Below are 22,320 nucleotides of genomic sequence, written 5' to 3' on the forward strand. Positions count from 1 at the left end.
CAGTGAAACGATGCATCGCCGATGGTAGTGTGGGGTTTCCCCATGTGAGAGTAGGTCATCGTCAAGATTAAATTCCGAAACCCCAATTGCGAAAGCAGTTGGGGTTTTGTTTTGCCCGCAGGAAAGTGGCGAAAAAAAGGGCAGCCACATTGGCGGCCCTTGAAGGCACTGCATTGTCAGTGGAACTTTGGCAGAACGTATTCAGCAATCTCTTCAATAACCTCGGCAACCGGGCGTTCGCTACGACGCACATGCAGGCCAACATGTTGTACCCCGGCTTCACGTAATGCCTGAAGCTCATCAATCAGCGCCAACCGCCCGCAAATGCCGCCGAAACGCACACGTCGCATCGGAGCGTGAGGATTGGCTGCCAGATCAAGGTGGACGAAGCTGATGTAAGGCTTATCCCCACCCACCTCGCGCCACAACCCGACCCGACGCCGATGCTCATCTGGCGTACCCGGGTAGGCGAGCCAGCCATCCATGTGCTCACCAATCCATGCGGGTGATTGCTGGCCAAGACCTGCCACCAACAATGGAGCCGCTTCATCTCGCTGCGGAAGCAAGTGCGCACCTTCAGGCAGACGGCCTTCACCCTGGTCGCGCAACAACTCCACCGTGTTGCGAAAAATCTCTCCCCTCTGATCGTAGTCGACCCCAAACAGCGGATATTCCATAGGCCGGTCACCACTGGCCACGCCAAGCAGTAAACGCCCATCGCTCAACTCATCAACACTGTTTGCTGACTTCAAGGTGAGCCAAGGCTGACGCAATGGAAGTACAACCGCCGCCGTACCCAACATGATGTTGTCGGTGATTCCGGCCAGGTATCCAAGGTAGGAAAAGGTTTCGAAAACCTGTGCGGCATCGCCGAAATTCGGGTCGTAAACCGGTACATCGCGGACCCACAGAGCACGGAACCCAGCCTTGTCCGCCAGCCTCGCCATCGCTGCATGTTGCTTCAGATCCGGAACACCGAAAGGGCGATCCTCGGCAATCCTTCGTCGCTGGCCGTCGCTGGACCAATCGTTATCCAGTGGCAGCTCCAGCCCAATGGAAAAACCGTTCGAACCGAGTAATCGCGTAAATCGTGGGTGCATGAAATGACTCCAAAAAGGGAATGACATGCACCCAGTATCCACAGGCCTATCTGCAAGAAAAATGCATGAATCGGAATATCAATTTTGAACAAATCGCACGAGTCAGAAAAAACCAACCATCGTTTTGGCCCTCAAGGACAACCGTTAGAGGAAATCGCACTAAAGTGACCGCACGGTTTTTGGTATGGTGCAGCTCGTTTTTTTAACGGACTGATTTCAAGCCTACGGATCGGCGCCCCTTTTTAGTTAAAGAGCAGCCGCAGAAATGCCCCAACCGATACCGATCAAGGACCACGAAAAAGAGACGCGCCTGGTCAACAAAAGACTGATGGCTTGCGCCTTGTTCGTTGTCGCTATCACCTGCGCACTGGTGGTGCGCCTGTACGTGCTGCAAGTCGTCGAGTTTGACTATCACTCGACCATCTCCGAAAACAATCGCGTCCACGTATTGCCGATCACTCCCACGCGCGGATTGATCTATGACCGCAATGGGGTGGTCCTCGCCGACAACCGCCCCAGTTTCAACCTGACCATCACCCGCGAACGCGCCGCTGACGTCAAAGAAGAGCTGGACGAGGTGGTCAATCTCCTGCACCTGCCCGCTGAAGACCGGACGTTGTTCGACAAGGCGATGAAGCAGGCGCGTCACCCCTTTGTGCCTGTCACGCTGTTTTACGAACTCAGTGAAGAGCAAATCGCCGTACTCGCCGTCAACGAATTCCGCCTGCCCGGAATCGACGTAGAGCCGCAGTTCGTTCGCCATTACCCGATGGGCGCGCACTTCGCCCATTCCATCGGCTACGTCGGTCGAATCAACGAGAAAGAATCCAAGGCCCTGGACACTGTCGAGTACCGAGGCACCCAATCCATCGGCAAGACCGGGATTGAAAAGTTTTATGAATCAGAATTGCACGGCCACGTCGGTTACGAAGAAGTCGAAACCAACGCCCAGGGGCGTGTGCTGCGAGTGCTCAAACACACCGATCCGGTGCCTGGTAAAAACATCGTCCTGAGCCTCGACGTCAAACTTCAGGAAGCCGCCGAAGAAGCCTTGGGTGATCGTCGTGGTTCAGTGGTCGCGCTCGATCCATCGACCGGTGAAGTACTGGCCATGGTCAGCAAGCCAAGCTTTGACCCGAACCTGTTCGTGACCGGGATCAGCTTCAAGGAGTACGCGGCACTGCATGACTCCATCGACCGGCCGCTGTTCAACCGCGTACTGCGCGGTCTTTATGCGCCCGGTTCGACCATCAAGCCTGAAGTGGCGATTGCCGGCCTGGATGCGGGTGTCGTGACCCCACAAACCCGCGTCTTCGACCCGGGTTATTACCAGCTCCCGGACTTCGATCACAAGTACCGTAACTGGAACCACAGCGGCGACGGTTGGGTGGACATGGACGCAGCGATCATGCGCTCCAACGACACCTACTTCTACGACCTGGCGCACAAGCTGGGCATCGATCGCCTGCACGACTACATGGCGATGTTCGGGCTTGGCGAGAAGGTCTCGCTGGATATGTTCGAAGAGTCTGCCGGCTTGATGCCGTCTCAGGCCTGGAAGCGTGCCACGCGCCGTCAGGCGTGGTTCCCCGGCGAAACGGTGATCCTCGGTATCGGCCAGGGTTACATGCAGGTCACGCCGCTGCAGCTCGCTCAAGCCACCGCGCTGATCGCCAATAAAGGTGTCTGGAACCGTCCGCACCTGGCCAAGACCGTGGACGGTGTGACGCCAGTGGATGAGCATCCGATGCCAAACATCCTGTTGAAAGACCCGCGTGACTGGGAGCAGGTCAACCACGGCATGCAAATGGTGATGCACGACGCTCGCGGGATCGCCCGAGCGGCGGCCCAAGGTGCCCAATATCGCATCGCCGGGAAAAGTGGTACCGCGCAAGTGGTCGCGATCAAACAGGGTGAGCGCTACAACCGGGCGAAAACCCTGGAGCGGAACCGCGACAACGCCTTGTTTGTCGGCTTCGCGCCAGCCGAGCACCCGAAGATTGTCATCTCGGTGATGATCGAAAACGGCGAGGCCGGCGGTCGCGTCGCCGGGCCTGTGGTGCGACAGATCATGGACGCCTGGTTACTCGATCAGGACGGTCATCTGAAGCCGCAATACGCCACGCCGAGCAAACCGCCTGGCGATCCTCACGTTTAACCGATCAAGGCTTCACAGCACAGGCTCACGAATGCTGAGCATGTGCTGGAAGCTTTCGAGGAACACGGTTTCCGCCTGACTCATCTTCTGCTCACGATTCCACAGCAGCTGAATATCAAAATCCACCACCCCATCCTCCGGCGGCAACCGCCACAGCAACCCTTGCTCGACATCCCTTTTCACCAAATGCGTCGGTAGGCAGCCAATCCCGTAACCTGCGCAAATCAATCGGTAAATCTCTTCGAAGCTCGTCGATGAAGCAACGATCTTGCCGGTAAAACCCTGCTGGTCGCGAAACAGCGTCAGCGGCGAAAGATTTCCGCCGAGCTGGTCGCTGGTGAAACTGACGAAGTTTTCTGCGGCGAGCTGTTCCAGCGTCAGATTCTCTTGTCCGAACAGCCGATGACGCTGCCCGCAAAAATACGCATAACGCTCTCGGAACAGCACCCGCTGTTCCAGCCGCGGCTGCGGTAAACGACACAGGCCGACGCCAATGGTCGCGGTCTTTTGCAGCAACGAACTGATGATGTTCGAGCTGCCCATCACTTCGACTTCCAGCTCGATTTTCGGGTGGGTTTCATGGAAATCGGCGAGGAACTCGTCGTAATGCCGCGCCTGAACACCGCTGACGGTGAGGATGCGGATCTTGCCCACCACGTCATCGTGACGACTCTCCACCACAGTGCCCAATCGCGAAATATCGCCGTAGATATCCGTCGCAATGCGCAGGACTTCTTCCCCGGTTTCCGTCAGGTCAAACCGTCTCCCGCTACGGGCAATCAACACGCATTCCAGTTGTTCTTCCAGCCGTTTCAACGCCTGGCTGACGGCTGACTGCGTGATGTGCAACCGCGCTGCGGCACGGCTCATGCTGCCTTCCTGGCCGATCACAAGGTAGGTGCGCAGCAGGTTCCAGTCGAGACGATCATTCAGAAAACGTCGGCCCACCCAGGGGTTAGTGGAAGTCATGACAATCCCATGTAGTAGCAGCGCTAATAGTAAAGATAAGAATATGAAAATTGACTAATCCTGGCATGGAAGCGATAAAGCCCACAAGCGCCACAGAGCGCAACCGTAAACAGCCTTCAGTACCTGCCCAAAACTATAAATACACAGGGTCCTTGCATGCACACCACCGCACAGCCGCGTCGAGCGGCGGCCGCTGCCTTCATTGGCACGACCATCGAGTTCTACGACTTTTACATTTACGCCACCGCGGCGGCGTTGGTGCTCGGGCAAGTGTTCTTTCCCAGCAGCGACCCGGTGATGAGTACCCTGGCAGCTTTTGGCAGTTTCGCCGTCGGCTTCATCGCCCGTCCCATGGCCGGCATGGTTTTCGGACATCTGGGCGATCGTCTGGGCCGCAAGAAAATGTTGCTGGTGACGATGGCGCTGATGGGCGTGGCAACTGCCGGCATCGGCCTGTTACCGAGTTACGCCAGCGCCGGTATCTGGGCACCGATCGGCTTGATCGTGCTGCGTTTGATCCAGGGCATTTCCGTCGGAGGCGAGTGGGGCGGGGCCGTGTTGATGGCCAGCGAACACGCGCCAGCCAAGCGCAAAACCTTCTACGCATCATTCGCCCAACTCGGCAGCCCGGCCGGTTTGTTGTTGGCGTTGATTGCTTTTCGCCTGGTGACATCACTCGAACCCGAAGACTTCCTCGCTTGGGGCTGGCGTCTGCCGTTCCTCGCCAGTGGTGTGCTGATGATGGTCGGCCTGATGATCCGCTCCGGCGTTCATGAGTCGCCGGAATTCGCCAAGGCGCGGGACAACAACGAGACCGCCAAATACCCGGTGAAAGACGTGATTCGCACGTGCTGGCGGCAGATCCTGTTCGCTGCCGCCGCAGTGACCATCGGCTCGGCCGGATTCTTCTTCACCAACACTTTCATGATCACCTACGTCACCCAGTATCAAGGCATCGCACGCTCGACGATTCTCGATTGCCTGTTCCTGGTGACCGTCATTCAGTTGCTCTCGCAACCGCTCAGCGCACTGCTCGCCGAGCGCATCGGCGAAGGTCGTTTTCTCAAGCTCGTTGCGCTGCTGTGCATGGTCACGCCGTACCCGATGTTCTTGCTGGTGGGCACGCAAAACATTCTGTTGATGACCCTCGGCATCGCCCTCGCGGTAGTGATCCTTTCGGCGCTGTACGCGGTGATCGCCGGTTACATGACCCAGGCGTTCCCGGTGCACCTGCGCTACTCGGGCATTTCCATCGCTTACCAGTTGAGTTGTGCATTGGCTGGCGGCACCACGCCGCTGATCGGCACGCTGCTGGCGAGCAAGTTTTCCGGACAATGGCTGCCGTTGGCGGTGTTCTTCACCTTGCTCTCGGCCCTGTCCCTGATCGGTGTTTGCGGGCTGGCCCGCCTGCGCGCCAACCCGGTCGTCACCCACGCTGCTAAAGAGGTGTATTCGTGAGTAAACCTGAACACATCGGCCCGGTTGAATGGAAGGCCCGTTGCGAACTGGCTGCGCTGTATCGGCTGGTCGCGCACTTTCGCATGACCGATTTGATCGACACCCACATCACCCTGCGGATTCCAGGGCCTGAGCATCACTTTCTGATCAACCGCTATGGGGTGATTTTTGACCGCATGCGCGCTTCGGATCTGGTGCGCATCGATCAGGAAGGGCGCGTCGTCGATCCGCATTACGAAGGTCATCGGGTCAACGCCGCAGGGTTCGTCATTCATTCGGCGATCCACATGGCCCGTCCGGACCTGAATTGCGTGATCCATACCCACACCGCCGCCGGCATGGCCGTTGCGGCGCAGAAACAGGGCTTGCTGCCGATCAGTCAGCACGCGCTGAAGTTCTACGGCAAATTGGCGTATCACACCTATGAAGGCATCGCGTTGTCGCTGGATGAGCGCGAGCGGTTGATTGCTGATCTGGGGCCGCACCGGGCAATGATCCTGCGCAATCACGGTTTGCTGGTCGGCGGCTCCGGCGTGGCTCAGGCGTTCCAGGAGATCCACTTTCTGGAGCGGGCCTGTCAGGCGCAGGTGGCGGCGCTGGCCGGCGGTTCAGCGTTGCATTACCCGTCGCCGGAAGTGTGTGCACACACCGCCGAGCAGTTTGACCGCGATGAGCAGGACAACATCATCGACCTGGCCTGGGAGGCCGCACTGACCCTGATCGAATCCCAGCGTGAGTCCTATCTGTCATGAGCACCGTGGTTTTACTTTCCCGCGACACCTTGCTGCTCAAGCAACTGCAAGCCGCGTTCGCCCGCAGCGCGCCGCAGCTCACCACCGTGCTGGCGGATGATCCGCTGGCCAAAAATGCGCAGATCGCCGCGTGCTGGTTCCCTTTGCCGGGCAGCCTCGCCGCGTTACCGAACCTTCAGGTGATTCACTCGGTGGCGGCCGGCATCGATCACCTCGATCACGACCCGTCGTGCCCGGATCTGCCCGTGTGCCGGGTGGTCGATCCCGGCCACCGTCAGGGCATGACCGAATACGTACGCTGGGCGGTGATTCACTATCACCGTGGTTTCGATCAAGTGCTGTTGCAGCAACAGGAGCAGCGCTGGGAGCGGCCGCTGCAACGGGCGGCGGGGCAATTCAAAGTGGGTGTGATGGGGCTGGGATCGCTGGGCAGCGCCATCGCTCAGGATCTGGCCGCTTCCGGTTATGACGTTCGTGGCTGGGCGCGCAGTGACAAGACGATAAACGGCGTGCAGACCTTCGCCGGTGCGGCAAACCTGAAACCGTTTCTGGAGGGTGTGGAGTTGCTGATCAACTTGTTGCCGCTGACCAGCGAAACCCGCGGCATTCTTGGTCATTCAACCTTCGAACAATTGGCCAATGGCGCTGCGCTGGTGAATTGCGGCCGGGGCGGTCATCTCAATATCGACGACCTCGAACACGCCCTGAAACGAGGAAAACTGCGCGGCGCGCTGCTGGATGTTTTCGAGCAAGAACCACTGCCGGTTGATCACCGTCTCTGGGCAATGCCTGGTGTGACGATCACACCGCACATGGCATCGGCAGCCTCCCACGACTGCATTGCCGAACAAGTTGCGGAGAACTTTCGCCGTTTAAATGCCGGCGAACCTTTATTGAATAACGCGGACCGATTACTGGGTTACTGAATATAAAAACTCGCCCACTCAGTTGGGCGATACATAACAACAATCCCTCACTCTCAAACGATTTACTGCCAGTCAAAACAATTAAATAAACGAGTTCTGAAGAATTCCTGGAGTCAGTGATGAGCGATCTATCGTCCGCAGAAAAGTCCGGTGCCCCGCCGGAAGTTGCAATCAGCATGAAAAAAGTTGCCGTGGCCAGTGTCATCGGCACCACGGTGGAATGGTACGACCTGTTTGTGTTTGCCACCGCGTCGGCGCTGGTATTCAACAAGGTGTTCTTCCCGGACTTCGTGCCGCTGATCGGCACATTGCTGGCATTCGGCACCTTCGCTTCGGCGTATCTGGCGCGGATTGTCGGTGCGGCGTTGTTCGGGCACTTCGGTGATCGCTTGGGTCGCAAGTCAATGTTGTTGATTTCGCTGTTGACCATGGGCGCCGCCACGTTCGCGATCGGCTTGTTACCCAATTACGCGGCCATCGGGATATGGGCGCCGATCCTGTTGTTATTGCTGAGGGTCATTCAAGGCCTGGCGCTGGGCGGTGAGTGGGGCGGGGCGGTGTTGATGGCGGTGGAACATGCGCCGGCCAACAAGCGCGGCCTGTACGGTTCCTGGGTGCAGATCGGCGTCCCGGCCGGGACCATGATTGCCAACCTGGCGTTCCTGGTGATCGCCGCGTGGCTGTCGCCTGAAGACCTGTTGGCCTGGGGCTGGCGCATTCCGTTTCTGGCCAGCGTCTTGCTGATTGCCGTCGGTTTGTACATCCGCCTGAACATCGCCGAAACGCCGGCCTTCAACAAGGTCAAGGAAGCGGAAGTGCAGGTGAAAATGCCGCTGGCCGAAGTCTTCCGCAAGTATTGGAAGCAAGTGGTGCTCGGCGGTATTGCGACGATGTCGACCGGCGCGTCGTTCAACATCATCGTCGCGTTCGGCCTGACGTACGGCACGCAGAATCTCGGTTTCAGTCGCAGCGTGATGCTGGGCGTGGTGCTGCTGTCCTGCGCCTGGTGCATCGTCATGCTGCCGGTGTTCGGCGCGTTGTCGGACCGTTTCGGCCGCAAGCCGATCATTGTTGCCGGCATCGTTGCCGAGGCGTTGGTCGCGTTCCCGATGTTCTGGCTGATGGACACCAAGGAGCTGTCGCTGGTGATCTTCGGCTACTTGCTGTTGATGACCGCATTCGCCGCCAACTACGGGCCTATCGCGACCTTCCTGGCGGAGTTGTTCGGCACCCGCGTGCGTTATTCGGGACTGTCGATCAGCTACATGCTGTCCGGCCTGCTCGGCAGCGCCGCAACGCCCATCGTCACCACTGCGTTGCTCGCAGCGACCGGCAAAGGCTCGTCGGTGGCCTGGTACATGATCGGCGCGGCGCTGATTTCCTTGCTGGCGCTGTTGCTGCTGACCGAGACGTTCAAACGCGACATCAGCGAAATCCCGGCGGCGGGTCCGGCCGCCGATCAACCCGTTCGCAAACCTTTCAAATCGGCTGCGGCCTGATTCATGGAGCTCAACAGCATGCGCAGAATTCAATCCGCTCCGGGCTTCATCGGCCCGGTCGGGCCTTACTCTCAAGCGGTGGTCAGCGGCCATCTGGTGTTCACCGCCGGGCAGATTCCGGCCCAAAGCACACTCGATGAGCAGCCCGCCGATTTCACTGAGCAAGTGCGGCAAACCTTGCGCAATCTCGAGGCGATCCTGATTGAAGCCGGCTCGGGTTTCAGCCACGTGATCAAGGTCAACGCGTACCTCACCGATCCGGCGCAACTGGAGCCGTTCAATGCGGTGTATCGCGAGTTTCTCGGCCATGCGCCGCCGGCGCGAACCACGGTGTGCGTGGCGCTGTGGGGCGTGTCGCTGGAAATCGACTGTGTGGCCGAGGTGATTGCCAGGGAGCCGCAGAATGGATGAGTCACAGTTGATCGAGCAGTTCAAAGCGGTGAGCTTTCCGACCCTTGGCCATTTTCTGGAGGCGGGTTTTGCCGACTCGCAACTGCGGGCGATGGTGCCCAATGTGAAACTGGTGGGCCGTGCGCTAACCCTGAAATTGGTGGGTGCCGATGCCATTGCCGTCAACCGGGCGTTGGCGCTGATAAAGCCGGGCGACGTGTTGGTGATCGACACCGGCGGCGATTGGCAACACGCACCGGTCGGCGCGGTGACCAGTTGTGCTGCGAGTTGTGCCGGGGCGGCGGGCATCGTGGTCGACGGGGCCGTGACTGATTTGCTGGAGTTGCGTGAGAGCGGATTGCCGGTCTTCGCTCGCGGCACCAGCCTGCTGACCACCAAGCTGCACGGTCGCGGCGACAGCCAGATCAACCAGCCGATTCACTGCGCAGGCGTCACCGTGCAGCCGGGTGATCTGGTGCTGGCGGACGACAACGGCGTGCTGTTTCTTGATTGGCACACCGCGGCCGGTGTCATCGATCAGGCACTGGCGTCCGATCATGCCGAACCGCGCTTGCTCGAACGTTTGCGCGCCGGTGAACCGGTCGCGCAGGTGTTGCGCGTCTAAGCCGTAAGGCAGCGTTGCAGGCTCTCGATGAACATCGTCTCGGCCCGGCTCATGCGCTGCTCGCGGTTCCACAGCAAATGAATGTCCACGTCGGCAATCCCTTCGTGGGGCGGCAGGCGCCAGAGCAATCCGGCGTCGACGTCCGCCGCCACCACGTGCTCGGGCAAACAGCCGATACCGAACCCGGCGATCACCAGTCGCCGCACTTCTTCCAGGCTCGGTGACGACGCCACGATGCGTCCGCTGAAGCCCTGCTGATCGCGAAAAATCGTCAGCGGCGAGAGCATGCCGCCGATCTGGTCGCTGGTAAAACTGACGAAATTCTCCCGCTGCAAATCCCCTTGATCGACGTTCTGCTGGCCGAACATCGCATGATGCTTGCCGCAGAAAAACGCATAGCGCTGACGCAGGAACAACCGTTGCTCCAGGCGCGGTTGCGGACGGCGATTGAGGCTCAGCCCCAGCGTCGCGGTTTTTTCCTGAAGCGCACTGACGATGTCGGAGCTGCGCATCACGTCCACCTCCAGATCGACCCGCGGGTGCTGCCGATGGAAGTCCGCGAGGAAGTCATCGAAACGTTCCGAGTAGATCCGGCTGATGATCAACAGGCGCACCTTGCCGATCACTTCGTCGGCCGGTTGCTCCAGCACGCTGCTGACCTGGGACATCTGCCCATAGATTTCCCCGGCCAGTGCGAAGATCTGCTCGCCGACTTCGGTCAGGGCAAAACGTGGCCCGCGACGGGCGATCAGTTGGCGACCGAGTTGTTCTTCCAGACGCTTCAATGCCTGGCTCACGGCAGGTTGCGTCAGGTGCAGGCGGGCGGCGGCGCGGCTGATGCTCAGCTCCTGGCCGATCACCCGAAAGGTGCGCAGCAGGTTCCAGTCCAGTCGGTCATTGAGCAGGCGTTGCACATCGCGTTCGGCCATGTGGCTCTCGATTATAAGCTGTCGTAATACTTCGCATAATAAATAGAAAATTGACTAATCATAGCCCCGGGACGATAAATCACTCCCAGACAGGCACCGTCAGAGTGCCTTGGATTTACTGCTTTTCTCCTGCCAAAAAAACAATCAATGGAGTCCGAACCATGAAGCCCCCAGCTTCTTCCCAGCCACGCCGTGCGGCAGCCGCAGCCTTCATCGGCACCATGATCGAGTGGTACGATTTTTACATTTACGCCACCGCCGCCGCGCTGGTGTTCGGTGCGCTGTTCTTCCCCTCCGACGACAAACTGTTCAGCACCATGGCCGCGTTCGGCACATTCGCCGTGGGCTTCTTCGCGCGGCCGTTGGGCGGGATCATCTTCGGCCACATCGGTGACCGCATCGGGCGCAAGAAATCGCTGATCATCACCTTGCTGATGATGGGCGTGGTCACGGTCTGCATCGGTTTGCTGCCGACTTATGCACAGATCGGCGCCGCAGCGCCGGTACTGCTGATTCTGCTGCGCATCGTCCAGGGCATTGCCGTGGGTGGCGAGTGGGGCGGGGCGGTCTTGATGGCCGGCGAGCATGCGCCGAAAGGTCGGCGCAATTTCTTCGCGTCCTTTGCGCAACTTGGCAGCCCGGCCGGTTTGATCCTGTCGCTGCTGGCATTCAGCGCAGTCACCCGTTTGCCGGAAGAAGACCTGATGAGCTGGGGCTGGCGCTTGCCGTTCCTCGCCAGTTCGTTGCTGCTGCTGGTGGGGCTGGCGATTCGACTGGGCGTGAACGAGTCACCGGAATTCCTCGCCAGTCGTGAACTCGCCGCCAAGAGCACGCGTAAAGAGCAGGCGCCGGTCATGGAGGTCCTGCGCACCGCGTGGCGTCCGCTGTTGCTGTGCATCGGCGCCAACACCCTGGGGATTGCCGGGGTGTATTTCACCAACACCTTCATGATCGCCTACACCACCCAGCAACTGCAGTTGCCGCGCTCGCTGATCCTCGAGTGCCTGTTTGTGGTGGCGATCATTCAGTTCTGCATCCAGCCGCTGGCGGCGTGGCTCGCGGAAAAAATCGGCGCCACGCGTTTCCTGTGCCTGGTGTCGTTGTTGGCAATGGCTTCGCCGTACCCGATGTTCGTGCTGGTCAGCTCGGGCCAGGCACCGCTGATCATCCTTGGCATCGCGCTGGCGGTGGTGTGCATGGCGTCGTTCTACGCGGTGATCGCCGGGTACGTCAGCGGCATGTTCGAGACCCGCGTGCGCTACACGGCGATTTCGCTGGCGTATCAGATCTGCGGCGCCGTGGCCGGTGGTTTGACGCCACTGATCGGCACGCTGCTGGCGCATAAATTCGCCGGTCAATGGTGGCCGATGGCGCTGTTCTACAGCCTGATTGCTGCGACTTCGCTGGTCTGCGTGCTTTCCCTCGCCCGTCGCCATGCCAGCGCTGAACGCGTTGAGTTAGCCACCATTTGAACTTGTAGGAGCCGGCTTGCTGGCGATTGCGGTGTGTCAGTCGACATGTTTATCGCCTGAACGCACGCCATCGCCAGCAAGCCGGCTCCTACAGGGGATCGTTGTTTCGAATATTTTTGGAGAACCTCATGTTGAAGATTAATGGCGAACGCCTGTGGGCGAGTCTGATGGCGATGGCCGAAATCGGCGCCACCGCCCGTGGCGGCAGTTGCCGACTGGCCTTGAGCGATGAAGACAAGGCCGGTCGCGAACTGTTTGCCCACTGGTGCCGCGAAGCCGGCATGACCCTGAGCGTGGACGCCATCGGCAACCTGTTCGCCCGCCGCGCCGGCACTGACCCGGACGCTGCGCCGGTGATGATGGGCAGCCATCTCGACACTCAGCCTGAAGGCGGACGCTTCGACGGCGTGTACGGCGTGCTCGCCGGCCTCGAAGTGGTGCGCTGCCTCAACGACCTCGGTATCCAGACCCGCAAGCCGCTGGAAGTGGCGGTGTGGACCAACGAAGAAGGCGCGCGCTTCACGCCGGCGATGTTCGGCTCGGCGGTGTTCACCGGCATCATGCAATTGGACGCGGCGCTGGCGGTGCGGGATGCCGATGGCATCAGCGTCGGTGATGAGCTGAAGCGTACCGGTTATGCCGGCGAGCGTCCGTTGGGCGGCGCGGTGGATGCGTATTTTGAAGCCCACATCGAACAAGGCCCGATCCTTGAAGACAATGCCAAGAGCATCGGCGTGGTCAGCGGCGGCCAGGCGATTCGCTGGCTCGACGTGCGGGTCGAAGGCATGGCGGCTCACGCCGGCACCACACCGATGCCCCTGCGCAAGGATGCGCTGTACGGCGTGGCGCGGATGATTCAGGCGATTGAAAGTCTGGCCACCGATTTCGCCCCGGAGGGCCTGACCACCGTTGGTGAGTTGAGCATCAACAAGTCGTCGCGCAACACCATTCCGGGGTTGGTGAATTTTACCGTCGACCTGCGTCATCACCGCGACGACGCCATCGACGCGATGGAGCAGCAAGTGCGCGCGCGGCTGCAGGCGATTGCTGACGGTCGCGGCCTCAACCTGACGATCACCCCGCACTGGATCAGCCCGGCGACACCGTTCGACGCAGACTGCGTGGCGGCGGTGCAGCACGCTGTGGATGCCCTGGACTACGCTCAGCAATCGATTGTCAGCGGTGCCGGGCATGACGCGATTCACCTGGCGCGATTCTGCCCGACGGCGATGGTGTTCATCCCGTGCGTCGGCGGCCTGAGTCATAACGAAGCCGAAGACGTGCTGCCGGAAGACGTGCGGCAAGGCACCGACGTGCTGCTCAACGCCGTGCTGTCCCGCGCCGGCAGAGCTGAATAAACCCGACCCCTGTAGGAGCGAGGCTTGCCCGCGAAGGCGTCAGCACAACATCGACGTTTGACTGACACACCGCCTTCGCGGGCAAGCCTCGCTCCTACAGGAGGGTGCACTCGGATTCGAGAATTACGTTAACTGACAGGAATCAGGCCCATGCGCAGTTTTTTCCATCCCGAACAATTGCTTCACCATCCACGCAGCTATTACTCCCGCGGACAGATGCGCACGCCGCAGGAAGTGCCGGAGCGTGCGCAGCGACTGGTGCAGGCGTCTCGCTCGCTGGGTTTCAAAGTCGAGCAGCCGGTGGATGCCGGACTTGATCCGCTGCTGGCGGTGCACGGTGCGCCGTACCTGGCGTTTCTCCAGGAAGCGCATCAGCGCTGGAAGGAAGTCCCGGAAGATTGGGGCGACGAAGTGATGTCGAACATCTTCGTCCGTGAGCCAAACGCTCTGCGCGGAATCCTGGCTCAGGCCGCACGTTATCTGGCGGATGGCAGTTGCCCGGTGGGTGAACAGACCTGGCGTTCGGCCTATTGGTCGGCGCAAAGCGCAGTGGCCGGCGCGCAGGCGTTGCTTGATGGCGAGCCGGCGGCTTACGCGTTGTGCCGTCCACCGGGGCATCACGCCCGGGCCGAAGCGGCCGGTGGCTTTTGTTATGTGAACAACGCGGCGGTGGCGGCGCAGGTGTTGCGCGGCGGGTTTGAACGCGTCGCGGTGCTCGACACCGACATGCACCACGGTCAGGGGATTCAGGAGATTTTCTACGACCGCGATGACGTGCTGTATGTCTCGGTGCATGGCGATCCGACCAACTTCTATCCGGGGGTTGCCGGGTTTGCGGATGAGCGCGGTGTCGGCGCGGGCGAGGGGTACAACCTGAATTTGCCGATGGCCCATGGTTCGAGTGAGGCGGACTTCCTTGGGCAACTGGAGGTGGCGCTGGCGGCGGTGAAGGATTTCGCTGCCGAGGTGTTGGTGCTGTCCCTGGGTTTCGACATTTTCGAGCTGGACCCGCAGAGCAAAGTGGCGGTGACGCGGGAAGGGTTTGCGCGGCTGGGTGAGCGGATTCGCAGCCTTGGGTTGCCGTGCCTGATTGTGCAGGAGGGTGGGTATCACCTGGAGAGTCTTGAGGACAATGCACGGGCGTTTTTTGTCGGGCCCGAGGTGTGGCAGTTCTGAGTTGTGGGGTGCCTGGATGATCGCCTTCGCGGGCAAGTCGGGTCGCCGCACCGCTCGCTCCTACAGTGCCTGAGTTGACCCGCCTGTTTGTGGACGACGCTGAACCTGTAGGAGCGAGCGGTGCGGCGACCCGACTTGCCCGCGAAGAACGATAACGCGGTACAACGGATGAAACACACTTGCCATCGCCCTGACGTTAACGTAAAGATTGCGGCAGGGCGCTGAACTTAAAAGAGCGCAGGGCGGACCGATCCGGAGCGCTTGATGACGCTAATAAAAACAACTTCCCCCAAGCTGCATCGTGAAGCCCGGCTGGCCCGGGAAAAACTCCATCTTGAGGGTGAAGTCCCCGATGGCGTGTTGCGGGCGGAAATCGATGCATCGTGGCGACGCAGCCTCAGCCATGGCGTGCATTTCAACAGCAAACATGAACTGGCGCTGGAATCGAGCGCGAGCCTCGACGTGCTGCTGGCGAACAATCGCCTGCTGATCGACGCGGCATTGCCGGCGATCGATTACCTGGCCGACCGCCAGGGCAAGGAAGGCCTGATTATCCTCGCCAACTCCGACGCCACCATCCTCGCGGTCGAAGGCCGTGCCGATCGCCTCAAGGGCAGCGGCCTGCAAGACATCACCCTCGGTGCCTGCTGGAGCGAAGCCGCTCGCGGCACCAACGCGCTGGGCACCGCGCTGGTGGAAGCCCGACCGACGATGATCGATTGCGGCGAGCATTACCTCGATCGCCTGACCGATTTCTCCTGCACCTCAGTGCCGATTTATTGCCCGCAAGGCGACATCCTCGGCGTCCTCGACCTGACCCGCGAAGGCCCGCTCGGCCGCGTTCACGACAGCACCGCGCTGTTGGCCATGGCGGTCAGCCAGATTGAAAGCCGGGTGTTCAACGCCAGTTTCCCCGACCAGATCGTGCTGGCATTCCACAGCCGTCGGCAGTACCTCGAATCCCCTTGGCAGGGCTTGCTGGCGGTGAGCCTTGGTGGGCAAATTCTTGCGGTCAGCGCCCAGGCGTGTCAGTTGCTCCATGCCGAGCGCTCGGCGCTGGTCGGTCGCCGTTGCGAAGAGTTTCTCGGTGTCGACGGCTTGCAACTGTTGTCGCGTTTGCACCAGGGCGGCGTCGGCAGTTTGCAGACCGCCACAGGTGAGTTCTTCTACAAAACCCTACGCGCGCCGCAGCGCTCGATCAACGTCAGCACGCCGCCGCGCAGCCCGGCGAAAACCGCCAAACCTCAACCGGATCTCGACGCCCTGGCCGGCAGCAACGTCCGTTATGCCCGCGCCTTGCGCATGGCCCGTCAGGGGCTGGCCAACGAGTTGCCGGTGTTGCTGCTCGGCGAAACCGGCACCGGCAAGGAAATGATCGCGCGCGCCTTGCACATGGCTGGCAGCCGCTGCGACAAGCCCTTTGTCGCGGTGAACTGCGCGGCGATTCCCGAAGGCTTGATCGAGTCGGAACTGTTCGGTTACCGCGAAGGCGCGTTCACCGGCTCCCGTCGCGGCGGCATGGTCGGGCGTCTGCAACAGGCCCATGGCGGTACGTTGTTTCTCGACGAAATCGGCGACATGCCGCTGGCCTTGCAGGCGCGTCTGCTGCGCGTATTGCAGGACCGTAAAGTCGCGCCTTTGGGCGCCGGTGAAGAACAGGACATCGACGTCGCCCTGATCTGCGCGACCCACCGCGACCTCAAACGCCTGGTCGAAGAAAAACACTTCCGTGAAGACCTGTTCTATCGGGTCAACGGCATCAGCGTGATGTTGCCGGCCCTGCGCGAACGCGACGATTTCAACGCGCTGGTCGGTCGTCTGCTGGCCAGGCTAGATGCACCGGCCATGCTCCTGCATGACGACTTGAACCGCTTGCTCGCGGGTTACCACTGGCCGGGCAACATCCGCCAACTGGAAATGGTCTTGCGCACCGCGCTGGCCATGCGCGAACCGGGGGACACCGTTCTCACCCTCGATCACTTGCCCGACAGCATGCTCGACGAACTGAACGCCAGCGAGCGGCCTGCGTCCGGGAGCATTCGCGAAAACGAACTGGAGCTGATTCGCCAGTCCCTGGACAGCCATCAGGGCAACGTCTCGGCCGCGGCCGATGCCTTGGGCATCAGCCGCGCAACCTTGTACCGCAAGCTCAAACAGTTGCGTTCGTGATGCAGCGCCTGATCGTTCGGCTGATCGACAGCCAGAATCCCGAAGCCCTGCAAGCGGCGTTGCGCTGGCTCTACAGCTTTGTGCGCCCGCATCGTCTGGCGATTGCCGGACTGCTCGGTCTGTCGGTCTGCGCTTCGTCGCTGGTGCTGGTGCAACCCTGGCTGACCAAGCTGCTGATCGACGATGGCTTGCTGGCCCGCAACTTCCCCATGCTGGTGCTGATCGCCGGGTTGATGATTGTCGCCGGGCTGCTCGGCACGGCGCTCTCGGGGATCAATCGTTACCTGCACACGCGGCTGTCCGGGCGGATTCTGTTCTCGCTGCGCGACGACCTTTATCGGCATTTGCAAACCCTGTCGCCGAGCTTCTACGGGCAGCGGCGCATCGGCGACCTGATGTCGCGCCTCGATGGCGACGTCGCCGAGATCCAGCGCTTCGCCGTGGATTCGCTGTTCTCGGCAGTGTCGAGCGTGATCGGCCTGGTGGTCGCCGTGGCGATGTTGCTGACGTTGTCGTGGAAGTTGTCGCTGCTGGCGTTGGTGCTGATTCCCCTCGATATGCTCTGGCTGCGCTGGATGCGGCGCAAGGTCGAGCGCGATGTGCGCCAGTTGCGCGAGCGTTCGGCGGACATGTCGTCGTTCATGGTCGAGACCCTGCCGGTGATGAAATTCATTCAGTCGGCCGGTCAGCAGCAGCGTGAGTCGCGGCGTCTGGAGGCGTTGGGGCAGGGCTACATGAGTCAATTGCTGCGTCTGCAAGTCACCGAATTTTTCACCCAGGCGGTGCCGGGTACGCTGACCTCGCTGTCCCGTGCCTGTGCGTTTTTGATTGGCGGTTATTGGGTGGTGCAAGGGACGTGGCAACTGGGCGCGCTGATCGCATTTTCCACCTACCTGGGGATGGCGGTCGGACCGGTTCAAAGCCTGCTTGGGCTCTACGTGGCGATTCAGCGGATGACGGTCAGTCTGGGGCGGGTCATGGAATTGCGCGGTGAAGAACCGACCGTGCTGAGCCCCGTTGCACCCCAGCCAATGCCGACCTCCGGCGAACTGCGTTTCGACGACGTGCACTTCAGCCATCCCGGTCGGCCGAGCACCTTGCGCGGCATCGAAGCGCGGATTCCCTACGGTTTGAAAGTCGCCCTGAGCGGCGGCTCCGGCGTCGGCAAATCGACGCTGATCGATTTGCTGCAACGGCATCACGATCCACAGTCCGGGCGGGTGCTGCTCGGCGAAGTCGACCTGCGGGAACTGGACCTGTTCCAGTTGCGCCGTCGGATTGCCGTGGTCAGTCAGGACATCGTGCTGTTTCGTGGCAGCCTTGCCGATAACCTGGCCTACGCGGTGCCCGACGCCAGCCGTGAAGCAATCGCCGACGTGGCGCGGCTGGCGCAACTCGACAGCCTGATCGCCTCATTGCCCGAAGGTCTCGACAGTCCGCTGGGCGAACGCGGTCAGCAGTTGTCCGGCGGGCAGAAACAGCGCATCGCCATCGCCCGGGCACTGTTGCAGGACCCGCTGATTCTGGTGCTCGACGAAGCCACTTCGGCGGTGGATGAAGCCACCGAGCGCGAAGTGATCGAGGCCATCGACCGACTGTTTGCCGGACGCACGCGCATCCTCATCAGTCATCGTCCCTCAACGTTGGCCGATGCCGACCTGCGCTTCGAATTGCTCGACGGCGTGCTCACGTCGAAAACGGTGCAGCATGAAGTCTGAACTGCGAATCGGTGTGGTGGACAGCGGCCATTCGGCGGCGCAGCGGGTGCAGGTGATCGCCGGACGACGGTTCTCGTTGCTGGCGGACGGCCTGGCCGAAAGTGACTTGCGCGACGACCCGCTCGGCCACGGCAGCGCGGTGATCGAAGCCATCAGTCATCGGGCTCCTTCCGCGGTGTTCTGCGTGGCTCAGGTGTTCGACCAGCGCGGCGTCACCAGCGCCCTGCAGATCGCCACGGCAATTGACTGGCTGGTGGCGCAGGACGTACGGCTGATCAATCTGAGCCTCGGTTTGCGCCAGGACCGCAGCCTATTGCGCGAAGCCTGCGCGGCAGCAGTAGCGCAAGGCATTCTGCTGTGTGCGTCGAGCCCGGCGCAGGGCGAGGGCGTGTTCCCGGCGAATTATCCACAGGTGCTGCGGGTGACCGGCGATGCACGTTGCGCCGAACAGGAATGGTCTTGGCTCAACAGCGCTCAGGCGGATTTCGCGGCGTGCGTGCACGGGACGTATCCGGGGCAGTCCGGCGCCAGTCTGGGCTGTGCGGCGTTGAGCGGGCACATTGCCGGTTTCCTGGTTTCACAGCCCGAGGCGAGCAACGAACAGATCATCGACTGGCTGCGCAAGAATGCCCGTTATCGCGGTCCTGAACGGCGCTTCGGAGCATGATCCTGATTCTGGGCGCGGGGCCGGCGGGGGCGGCGGTTGCCTTGGGCTTGCGGCGGCTCGGTTACCCCGTGACGCTGGTCAGCGAGTGGCGCCGGTTCGCCGCGCTGGAAGGCGTTTCGCTGCGGGTGCTGGAGGCCTTGCGCGGTGCCGGTCTGCATCAGGCGCTGGCGGATGCGGCCTTGCCGTCGCAGCGGCAGGTGTCGTGGAACGGTCAGCAGCATGCGCAAAACATCGAATTCCTGCTGGACCGTCCGAGCTTTGATCGAGGACTGCGCGAGGACCTGCGCCTGGCGGGCGTTGAGCTCATTGAAGGTCGGGTGCTGAGCGTTCAGACCTCGGCGGAGGGACATCGGGTCGAGATCGAAGGGCGCGAAGCGCGGGTTGCCGATTTTCTGGTGGAGGCGCGCGGACGCCAGGCCCCGGCACTCGGCAAGGGACTGCGCGGGCCGGAGACGGTCAGCCTGCTCAATCGCTGGCAAGGCGCGCCGGGCAACACCGCCAGTGCCGTGGAAAGCCTGGCGGACGGCTGGGCGTGGATGGCGCGGCGGGCGGACGGTCAGTGTTATTGGCAATGGACGGTGGACGTCGCCAGCGCCGAGCTGCCGGGCAAGGCGCAGTTGCTCGATTATTGTCGCCAGCAGCGCCAGGGTTCCTCGTTGGCGCGTGAGTTTTTTGGTGCCGAACATGAGGTCGATCTACAGCTGCACGCCCGCAGCAGCACCGCGATTCTGAGCCCGCAGGTGTGCGGCGAAAACTGGATTCGGGTCGGCGATGCGGCGATGGCGGTGGACCCGCTGTCGGGCAATGGCATCTTTCAGTCCTTGTCCTCGGCGTTGCAGGCGCCGACGGTGATCAACACGTTGTTGCGAAAACCTGAGCGGGCGGCGCTGGCCCAGCGTTTTCATCAGCAACGGGTGGAGCAGTTGTTTTTGCGTTTTGCGCGGATCGGGCGGGACTTTTATGCCGATGAGCAGCGTTGGCTGGATCAACCATTCTGGCAGGCGCGGCGGCAGTGGCCGGATGCCGAGGTGGCGCATGCCGAGGCGGATTTTGCCGCGCTGCGGATCGAGCGGGCGCCGGTGTTGAAGGATGGGTTTGTGGATGAGGCCGAGGTGGTGATCACAGCGGATCAGCCATTGGGGATCTGGCATGTGCAGGGGGTTGAGTTGGCGCCGTTGGTGCGGCGGTTGCGCACTGAGCCGGCGGAACAAGCTTTAGCCGGGTTGACGATGGAGCAAGGCAGGATGGTTCGCAGTTGGTTGTTGGGGCAGGGGTTCAAGCCCTGATATTTGTAGCGATTGGTCTGGCCTCTTCGCGGGCAAGCCTCGCTCCTACAGGTTTTCGTGCCCTTGTAGGAGCGAGGCTTGCCCGCGAAGACGGCCTAAAGGACGATAAAGATCAAAGCTTGATCAACACCGACTTCAACTCGGTGTAATGCTCGATCGCCGCATACCCCATCTCCCGCCCGACCCCCGACATCTTGTACCCGCCAAACGGCAGCGCCGGGTCCAGGGCGCTGTGGCAATTGACCCACACCGAGCCCGACTTGATCCGCGGAATCATCCGGTGCACCGCCGCCAGATCATTCGACCAGATGCTCGCGCCAAGCCCGTAGGGACTGTCGTTGGCCATGCGCAACGCGTCGGCTTCATCATCAAATGGAATCGCCACCAGCACCGGCCCGAAGATCTCTTCCTGCACCAGCGAGTGCTTCTGGTCGACATCCACGATCACTGTCGGTTTGACGAAGAATCCCGGCCCGAATTGCTCACCGCCGCAGGCAATCGTCGCACCGCTTTCCCGACCTTTTTCGATGTACCCGTAAACCCGTTCCTGCTGGCGCGCCGAGATCAGCGGCCCCATCTCGACACTCGGGTCCAGCCCGTTGCCGAGCTTCATGGCGTTGGCAATGTCGGCGACGTCCGCCACCACATTGTCGAAATGCTTGCGCTGCACATACAGCCGCGAACCGGCACAGCAGACCTGGCCCTGGTTGAAGAAAATCGCGCTGGCAGCGCCTGCGGCAGCGGTCTTCAGGTCGGCGTCGGCCATGACGATGGTCGGCGATTTACCGCCCAGTTCCAGGGTGACGCGGGTCATGGAATCCATGGCGATCTTGCCGATCTGCTTGCCGACGGCGGTGGAGCCGGTGAAGGTCAGCTTGTCCACCAGCGGGTTGTGGGTCAGCGCCGAACCGGCGGTGATGCCGGTGCCGGTGACCACGTTGAACACGCCCTCGGGGTAACCGGCTTCCAGCACCAGTTCAGCGAGTTTCAAGGCGGTCAGCGGGGTTTCGTCGGCGGGCTTGAGCACCACGGTGCAACCGGTGGCCAGTGCCGGGCCGAGTTTCCAGCAGGCCAGCAGCAGCGGGAAGTTCCAGGCGACGATGGCGCCGACCACGCCCACCGCTTCGCGACGAATGAAACTGTGGAACTGATCGTTTGGCATCAGCGGCAACGACACTTCCACGCTGGAGCCTTCGATCTTGGTCGCCCAACCGGCCATGTAGCGCAGGAAGTCGATGGACAGCTGCACGTCCATCACCTGAGCCACTGCCGCGCTCTTGCCGTTGTTCAGGCATTCCAGCTGCGCCAGCAGTTCGGCGTCGCGTTCCATCAGGTCGGCGAGTTTCCACAGCAAATTCTGTCGCTCGCGGGGGCGGGTGCGGGTCCAGGCGGAATCATCGAACGCCTGACGCGCCGCGAGCACCGCACGGTCAACGTCTTCGGGCGTGGCCCGCGGCACCACGCACAGCACTTCGCCGGTGGCCGGGTTGTGCAGTGGCATGGTCTGGCCGTCGGCAGCCTCGACCCAGTCGCCGCCGATAAGCATGCGCGGGGCGCGCTGGATGAACGCCGAGGTGGCGGGAAGCAGGTAGGGGAGCGTCATGGCGAGGCCTCTTGTTGTTCGTGAGAACGAGGCTTTCGCAATGGCTGTGCCAACTGTCCGGAAGG

At 61.5% G+C, this 22,320-nt stretch carries 18 protein-coding genes; 14 read left to right on the forward strand and 4 right to left on the reverse strand.

The annotated features are described in order from the left end of the window. Positions 1–176 precede the first annotated feature (176 nt). Positions 177–1,100 (reverse strand): TIGR03571 family LLM class oxidoreductase, encoded by a 924-nt coding sequence (locus IB245_RS23640; protein ID WP_192228848.1) that lies wholly within the window; start codon positions 1,098–1,100, stop codon positions 177–179. Positions 1,101–1,365: 265 nt separating this feature from the next. Between IB245_RS23640 and mrdA the strand changes: the two genes are divergently transcribed. After that, positions 1,366–3,258 (forward strand): penicillin-binding protein 2, encoded by a 1,893-nt coding sequence (gene mrdA / locus IB245_RS23645; RefSeq protein ID WP_192228849.1) that lies wholly within the window; start codon positions 1,366–1,368, stop codon positions 3,256–3,258. Positions 3,259–3,270: 12 nt separating this feature from the next. Here the strand turns inward: mrdA and IB245_RS23650 are convergent, their stop codons facing one another. Beyond that, entirely contained in the window at positions 3,271–4,227 is a 957-nt protein-coding gene (locus tag IB245_RS23650; protein ID WP_008028009.1) for a LysR family transcriptional regulator, read from the reverse strand. 156 nt (positions 4,228–4,383) lie between these two features. Here IB245_RS23650 and IB245_RS23655 point away from each other — a divergent pair, with 156 nt between their 5' ends. The 6 genes from IB245_RS23655 to IB245_RS23680 all read left to right on the forward strand — a co-directional run bounded on the left by IB245_RS23655 (position 4,384) and on the right by IB245_RS23680 (position 9,877). Then, entirely contained in the window at positions 4,384–5,685 is a 1,302-nt protein-coding gene (locus IB245_RS23655; RefSeq protein WP_008028008.1) for an MFS transporter, read from the forward strand. Continuing rightward, positions 5,682–6,437: a class II aldolase/adducin family protein gene (locus IB245_RS23660; protein ID WP_008045063.1), complete on the forward strand. Its 756-nt coding sequence runs from the start codon at positions 5,682–5,684 to the stop codon at positions 6,435–6,437. The genes IB245_RS23655 and IB245_RS23660 overlap by 4 nt, the downstream gene beginning before the upstream one ends. Next, positions 6,434–7,363: a 2-hydroxyacid dehydrogenase gene (locus tag IB245_RS23665; protein ID WP_192228850.1), complete on the forward strand. Its 930-nt coding sequence runs from the start codon at positions 6,434–6,436 to the stop codon at positions 7,361–7,363. Before IB245_RS23660 ends, IB245_RS23665 begins: the two co-directional genes overlap by 4 nt. A 119-nt stretch (positions 7,364–7,482) precedes the next feature. Further along, entirely contained in the window at positions 7,483–8,862 is a 1,380-nt protein-coding gene (locus IB245_RS23670; protein WP_008028000.1) for an MFS transporter, read from the forward strand. Between the two features lie 18 nt (positions 8,863–8,880). Next, positions 8,881–9,273 (forward strand): RidA family protein, encoded by a 393-nt coding sequence (locus IB245_RS23675; RefSeq protein ID WP_008045069.1) that lies wholly within the window; start codon positions 8,881–8,883, stop codon positions 9,271–9,273. Then, positions 9,266–9,877: an RraA family protein gene (locus tag IB245_RS23680; protein ID WP_192228851.1), complete on the forward strand. Its 612-nt coding sequence runs from the start codon at positions 9,266–9,268 to the stop codon at positions 9,875–9,877. The genes IB245_RS23675 and IB245_RS23680 overlap by 8 nt, the downstream gene beginning before the upstream one ends. Here the strand turns inward: IB245_RS23680 and IB245_RS23685 are convergent. Beyond that, positions 9,874–10,806 carry a LysR family transcriptional regulator gene (locus IB245_RS23685; protein WP_192228852.1) on the reverse strand — a complete coding sequence of 311 codons (933 nt, stop codon included), beginning with the start codon at positions 10,804–10,806 and terminating at the stop codon, positions 9,874–9,876. The two genes, IB245_RS23680 and IB245_RS23685, sit on opposite strands and share 4 nt — an antisense overlap. A gap of 161 nt (positions 10,807–10,967) precedes the next feature. Between IB245_RS23685 and IB245_RS23690 the strand changes: the two genes are divergently transcribed. The 7 genes from IB245_RS23690 to IB245_RS23720 all read left to right on the forward strand — a co-directional run bounded on the left by IB245_RS23690 (position 10,968) and on the right by IB245_RS23720 (position 20,652). Then, positions 10,968–12,278 (forward strand): MFS transporter, encoded by a 1,311-nt coding sequence (locus IB245_RS23690; protein ID WP_192228853.1) that lies wholly within the window; start codon positions 10,968–10,970, stop codon positions 12,276–12,278. Positions 12,279–12,406: 128 nt separating this feature from the next. Continuing rightward, the gene (locus tag IB245_RS23695) at positions 12,407–13,636 is read left to right on the forward strand and encodes a Zn-dependent hydrolase (protein ID WP_192228854.1); all 1,230 of its coding nucleotides are present in this window, start codon (positions 12,407–12,409) and stop codon (positions 13,634–13,636) included. Between the two features lie 150 nt (positions 13,637–13,786). Beyond that, positions 13,787–14,812, forward strand: a complete 1,026-nt coding sequence (locus IB245_RS23700; RefSeq protein WP_192228855.1) for a histone deacetylase family protein — start codon at positions 13,787–13,789, stop codon at positions 14,810–14,812. A gap of 264 nt (positions 14,813–15,076) precedes the next feature. After that, positions 15,077–16,981, forward strand: coding sequence for a sigma-54-dependent Fis family transcriptional regulator (locus IB245_RS23705; RefSeq protein WP_192228856.1), 1,905 nt, complete (start codon positions 15,077–15,079; stop codon positions 16,979–16,981). Further along, on the forward strand, positions 16,981–18,699 hold the full coding sequence (locus tag IB245_RS23710; protein ID WP_192228857.1) for an ABC transporter ATP-binding protein: 1,719 nt from the start codon (positions 16,981–16,983) through the stop codon (positions 18,697–18,699). Before IB245_RS23705 ends, IB245_RS23710 begins: the two co-directional genes overlap by 1 nt. Then, positions 18,689–19,366, forward strand: a complete 678-nt coding sequence (locus tag IB245_RS23715; RefSeq protein ID WP_008027979.1) for a S8 family serine peptidase — start codon at positions 18,689–18,691, stop codon at positions 19,364–19,366. Before IB245_RS23710 ends, IB245_RS23715 begins: the two co-directional genes overlap by 11 nt. Then, on the forward strand, positions 19,363–20,652 hold the full coding sequence (locus IB245_RS23720) for a tryptophan 7-halogenase (RefSeq protein WP_192228858.1): 1,290 nt from the start codon (positions 19,363–19,365) through the stop codon (positions 20,650–20,652). Before IB245_RS23715 ends, IB245_RS23720 begins: the two co-directional genes overlap by 4 nt. Before the next feature lie 112 nt (positions 20,653–20,764). Here the strand turns inward: IB245_RS23720 and IB245_RS23725 are convergent, their stop codons facing one another. Further along, the gene (locus IB245_RS23725) at positions 20,765–22,255 is read right to left on the reverse strand and encodes an aldehyde dehydrogenase family protein (RefSeq protein ID WP_192228859.1); all 1,491 of its coding nucleotides are present in this window, start codon (positions 22,253–22,255) and stop codon (positions 20,765–20,767) included. Positions 22,256–22,320: the final 65 nt, after the last annotated feature.

Origin of the sequence: Pseudomonas sp. PDM02, assembly GCF_014852285.1 — a bacterium.
Classification (GTDB): Bacteria; Pseudomonadota; Gammaproteobacteria; order Pseudomonadales; family Pseudomonadaceae; genus Aquipseudomonas; species Aquipseudomonas migulae.

Coding starts and splice junctions, on each gene's coding strand:
- IB245_RS23640 (WP_192228848.1), bottom strand. CDS start 1,100: ATGCACCCACGATTTACGCGATTACTCGGTTCGAACGGTTTTTCCATT.
- mrdA (WP_192228849.1), top strand. CDS start 1,366: ATGCCCCAACCGATACCGATCAAGGACCACGAAAAAGAGACGCGCCTG.
- IB245_RS23650 (WP_008028009.1), bottom strand. CDS start 4,227: ATGACTTCCACTAACCCCTGGGTGGGCCGACGTTTTCTGAATGATCGT.
- IB245_RS23655 (WP_008028008.1), top strand. CDS start 4,384: ATGCACACCACCGCACAGCCGCGTCGAGCGGCGGCCGCTGCCTTCATT.
- IB245_RS23665 (WP_192228850.1), top strand. CDS start 6,434: ATGAGCACCGTGGTTTTACTTTCCCGCGACACCTTGCTGCTCAAGCAA.
- IB245_RS23670 (WP_008028000.1), top strand. CDS start 7,483: ATGAGCGATCTATCGTCCGCAGAAAAGTCCGGTGCCCCGCCGGAAGTT.
- IB245_RS23675 (WP_008045069.1), top strand. CDS start 8,881: ATGCGCAGAATTCAATCCGCTCCGGGCTTCATCGGCCCGGTCGGGCCT.
- IB245_RS23680 (WP_192228851.1), top strand. CDS start 9,266: ATGGATGAGTCACAGTTGATCGAGCAGTTCAAAGCGGTGAGCTTTCCG.
- IB245_RS23685 (WP_192228852.1), bottom strand. CDS start 10,806: ATGGCCGAACGCGATGTGCAACGCCTGCTCAATGACCGACTGGACTGG.
- IB245_RS23690 (WP_192228853.1), top strand. CDS start 10,968: ATGAAGCCCCCAGCTTCTTCCCAGCCACGCCGTGCGGCAGCCGCAGCC.
- IB245_RS23695 (WP_192228854.1), top strand. CDS start 12,407: ATGTTGAAGATTAATGGCGAACGCCTGTGGGCGAGTCTGATGGCGATG.
- IB245_RS23700 (WP_192228855.1), top strand. CDS start 13,787: ATGCGCAGTTTTTTCCATCCCGAACAATTGCTTCACCATCCACGCAGC.
- IB245_RS23705 (WP_192228856.1), top strand. CDS start 15,077: ATGACGCTAATAAAAACAACTTCCCCCAAGCTGCATCGTGAAGCCCGG.
- IB245_RS23710 (WP_192228857.1), top strand. CDS start 16,981: ATGCAGCGCCTGATCGTTCGGCTGATCGACAGCCAGAATCCCGAAGCC.
- IB245_RS23715 (WP_008027979.1), top strand. CDS start 18,689: ATGAAGTCTGAACTGCGAATCGGTGTGGTGGACAGCGGCCATTCGGCG.
- IB245_RS23720 (WP_192228858.1), top strand. CDS start 19,363: ATGATCCTGATTCTGGGCGCGGGGCCGGCGGGGGCGGCGGTTGCCTTG.
- IB245_RS23725 (WP_192228859.1), bottom strand. CDS start 22,255: ATGACGCTCCCCTACCTGCTTCCCGCCACCTCGGCGTTCATCCAGCGC.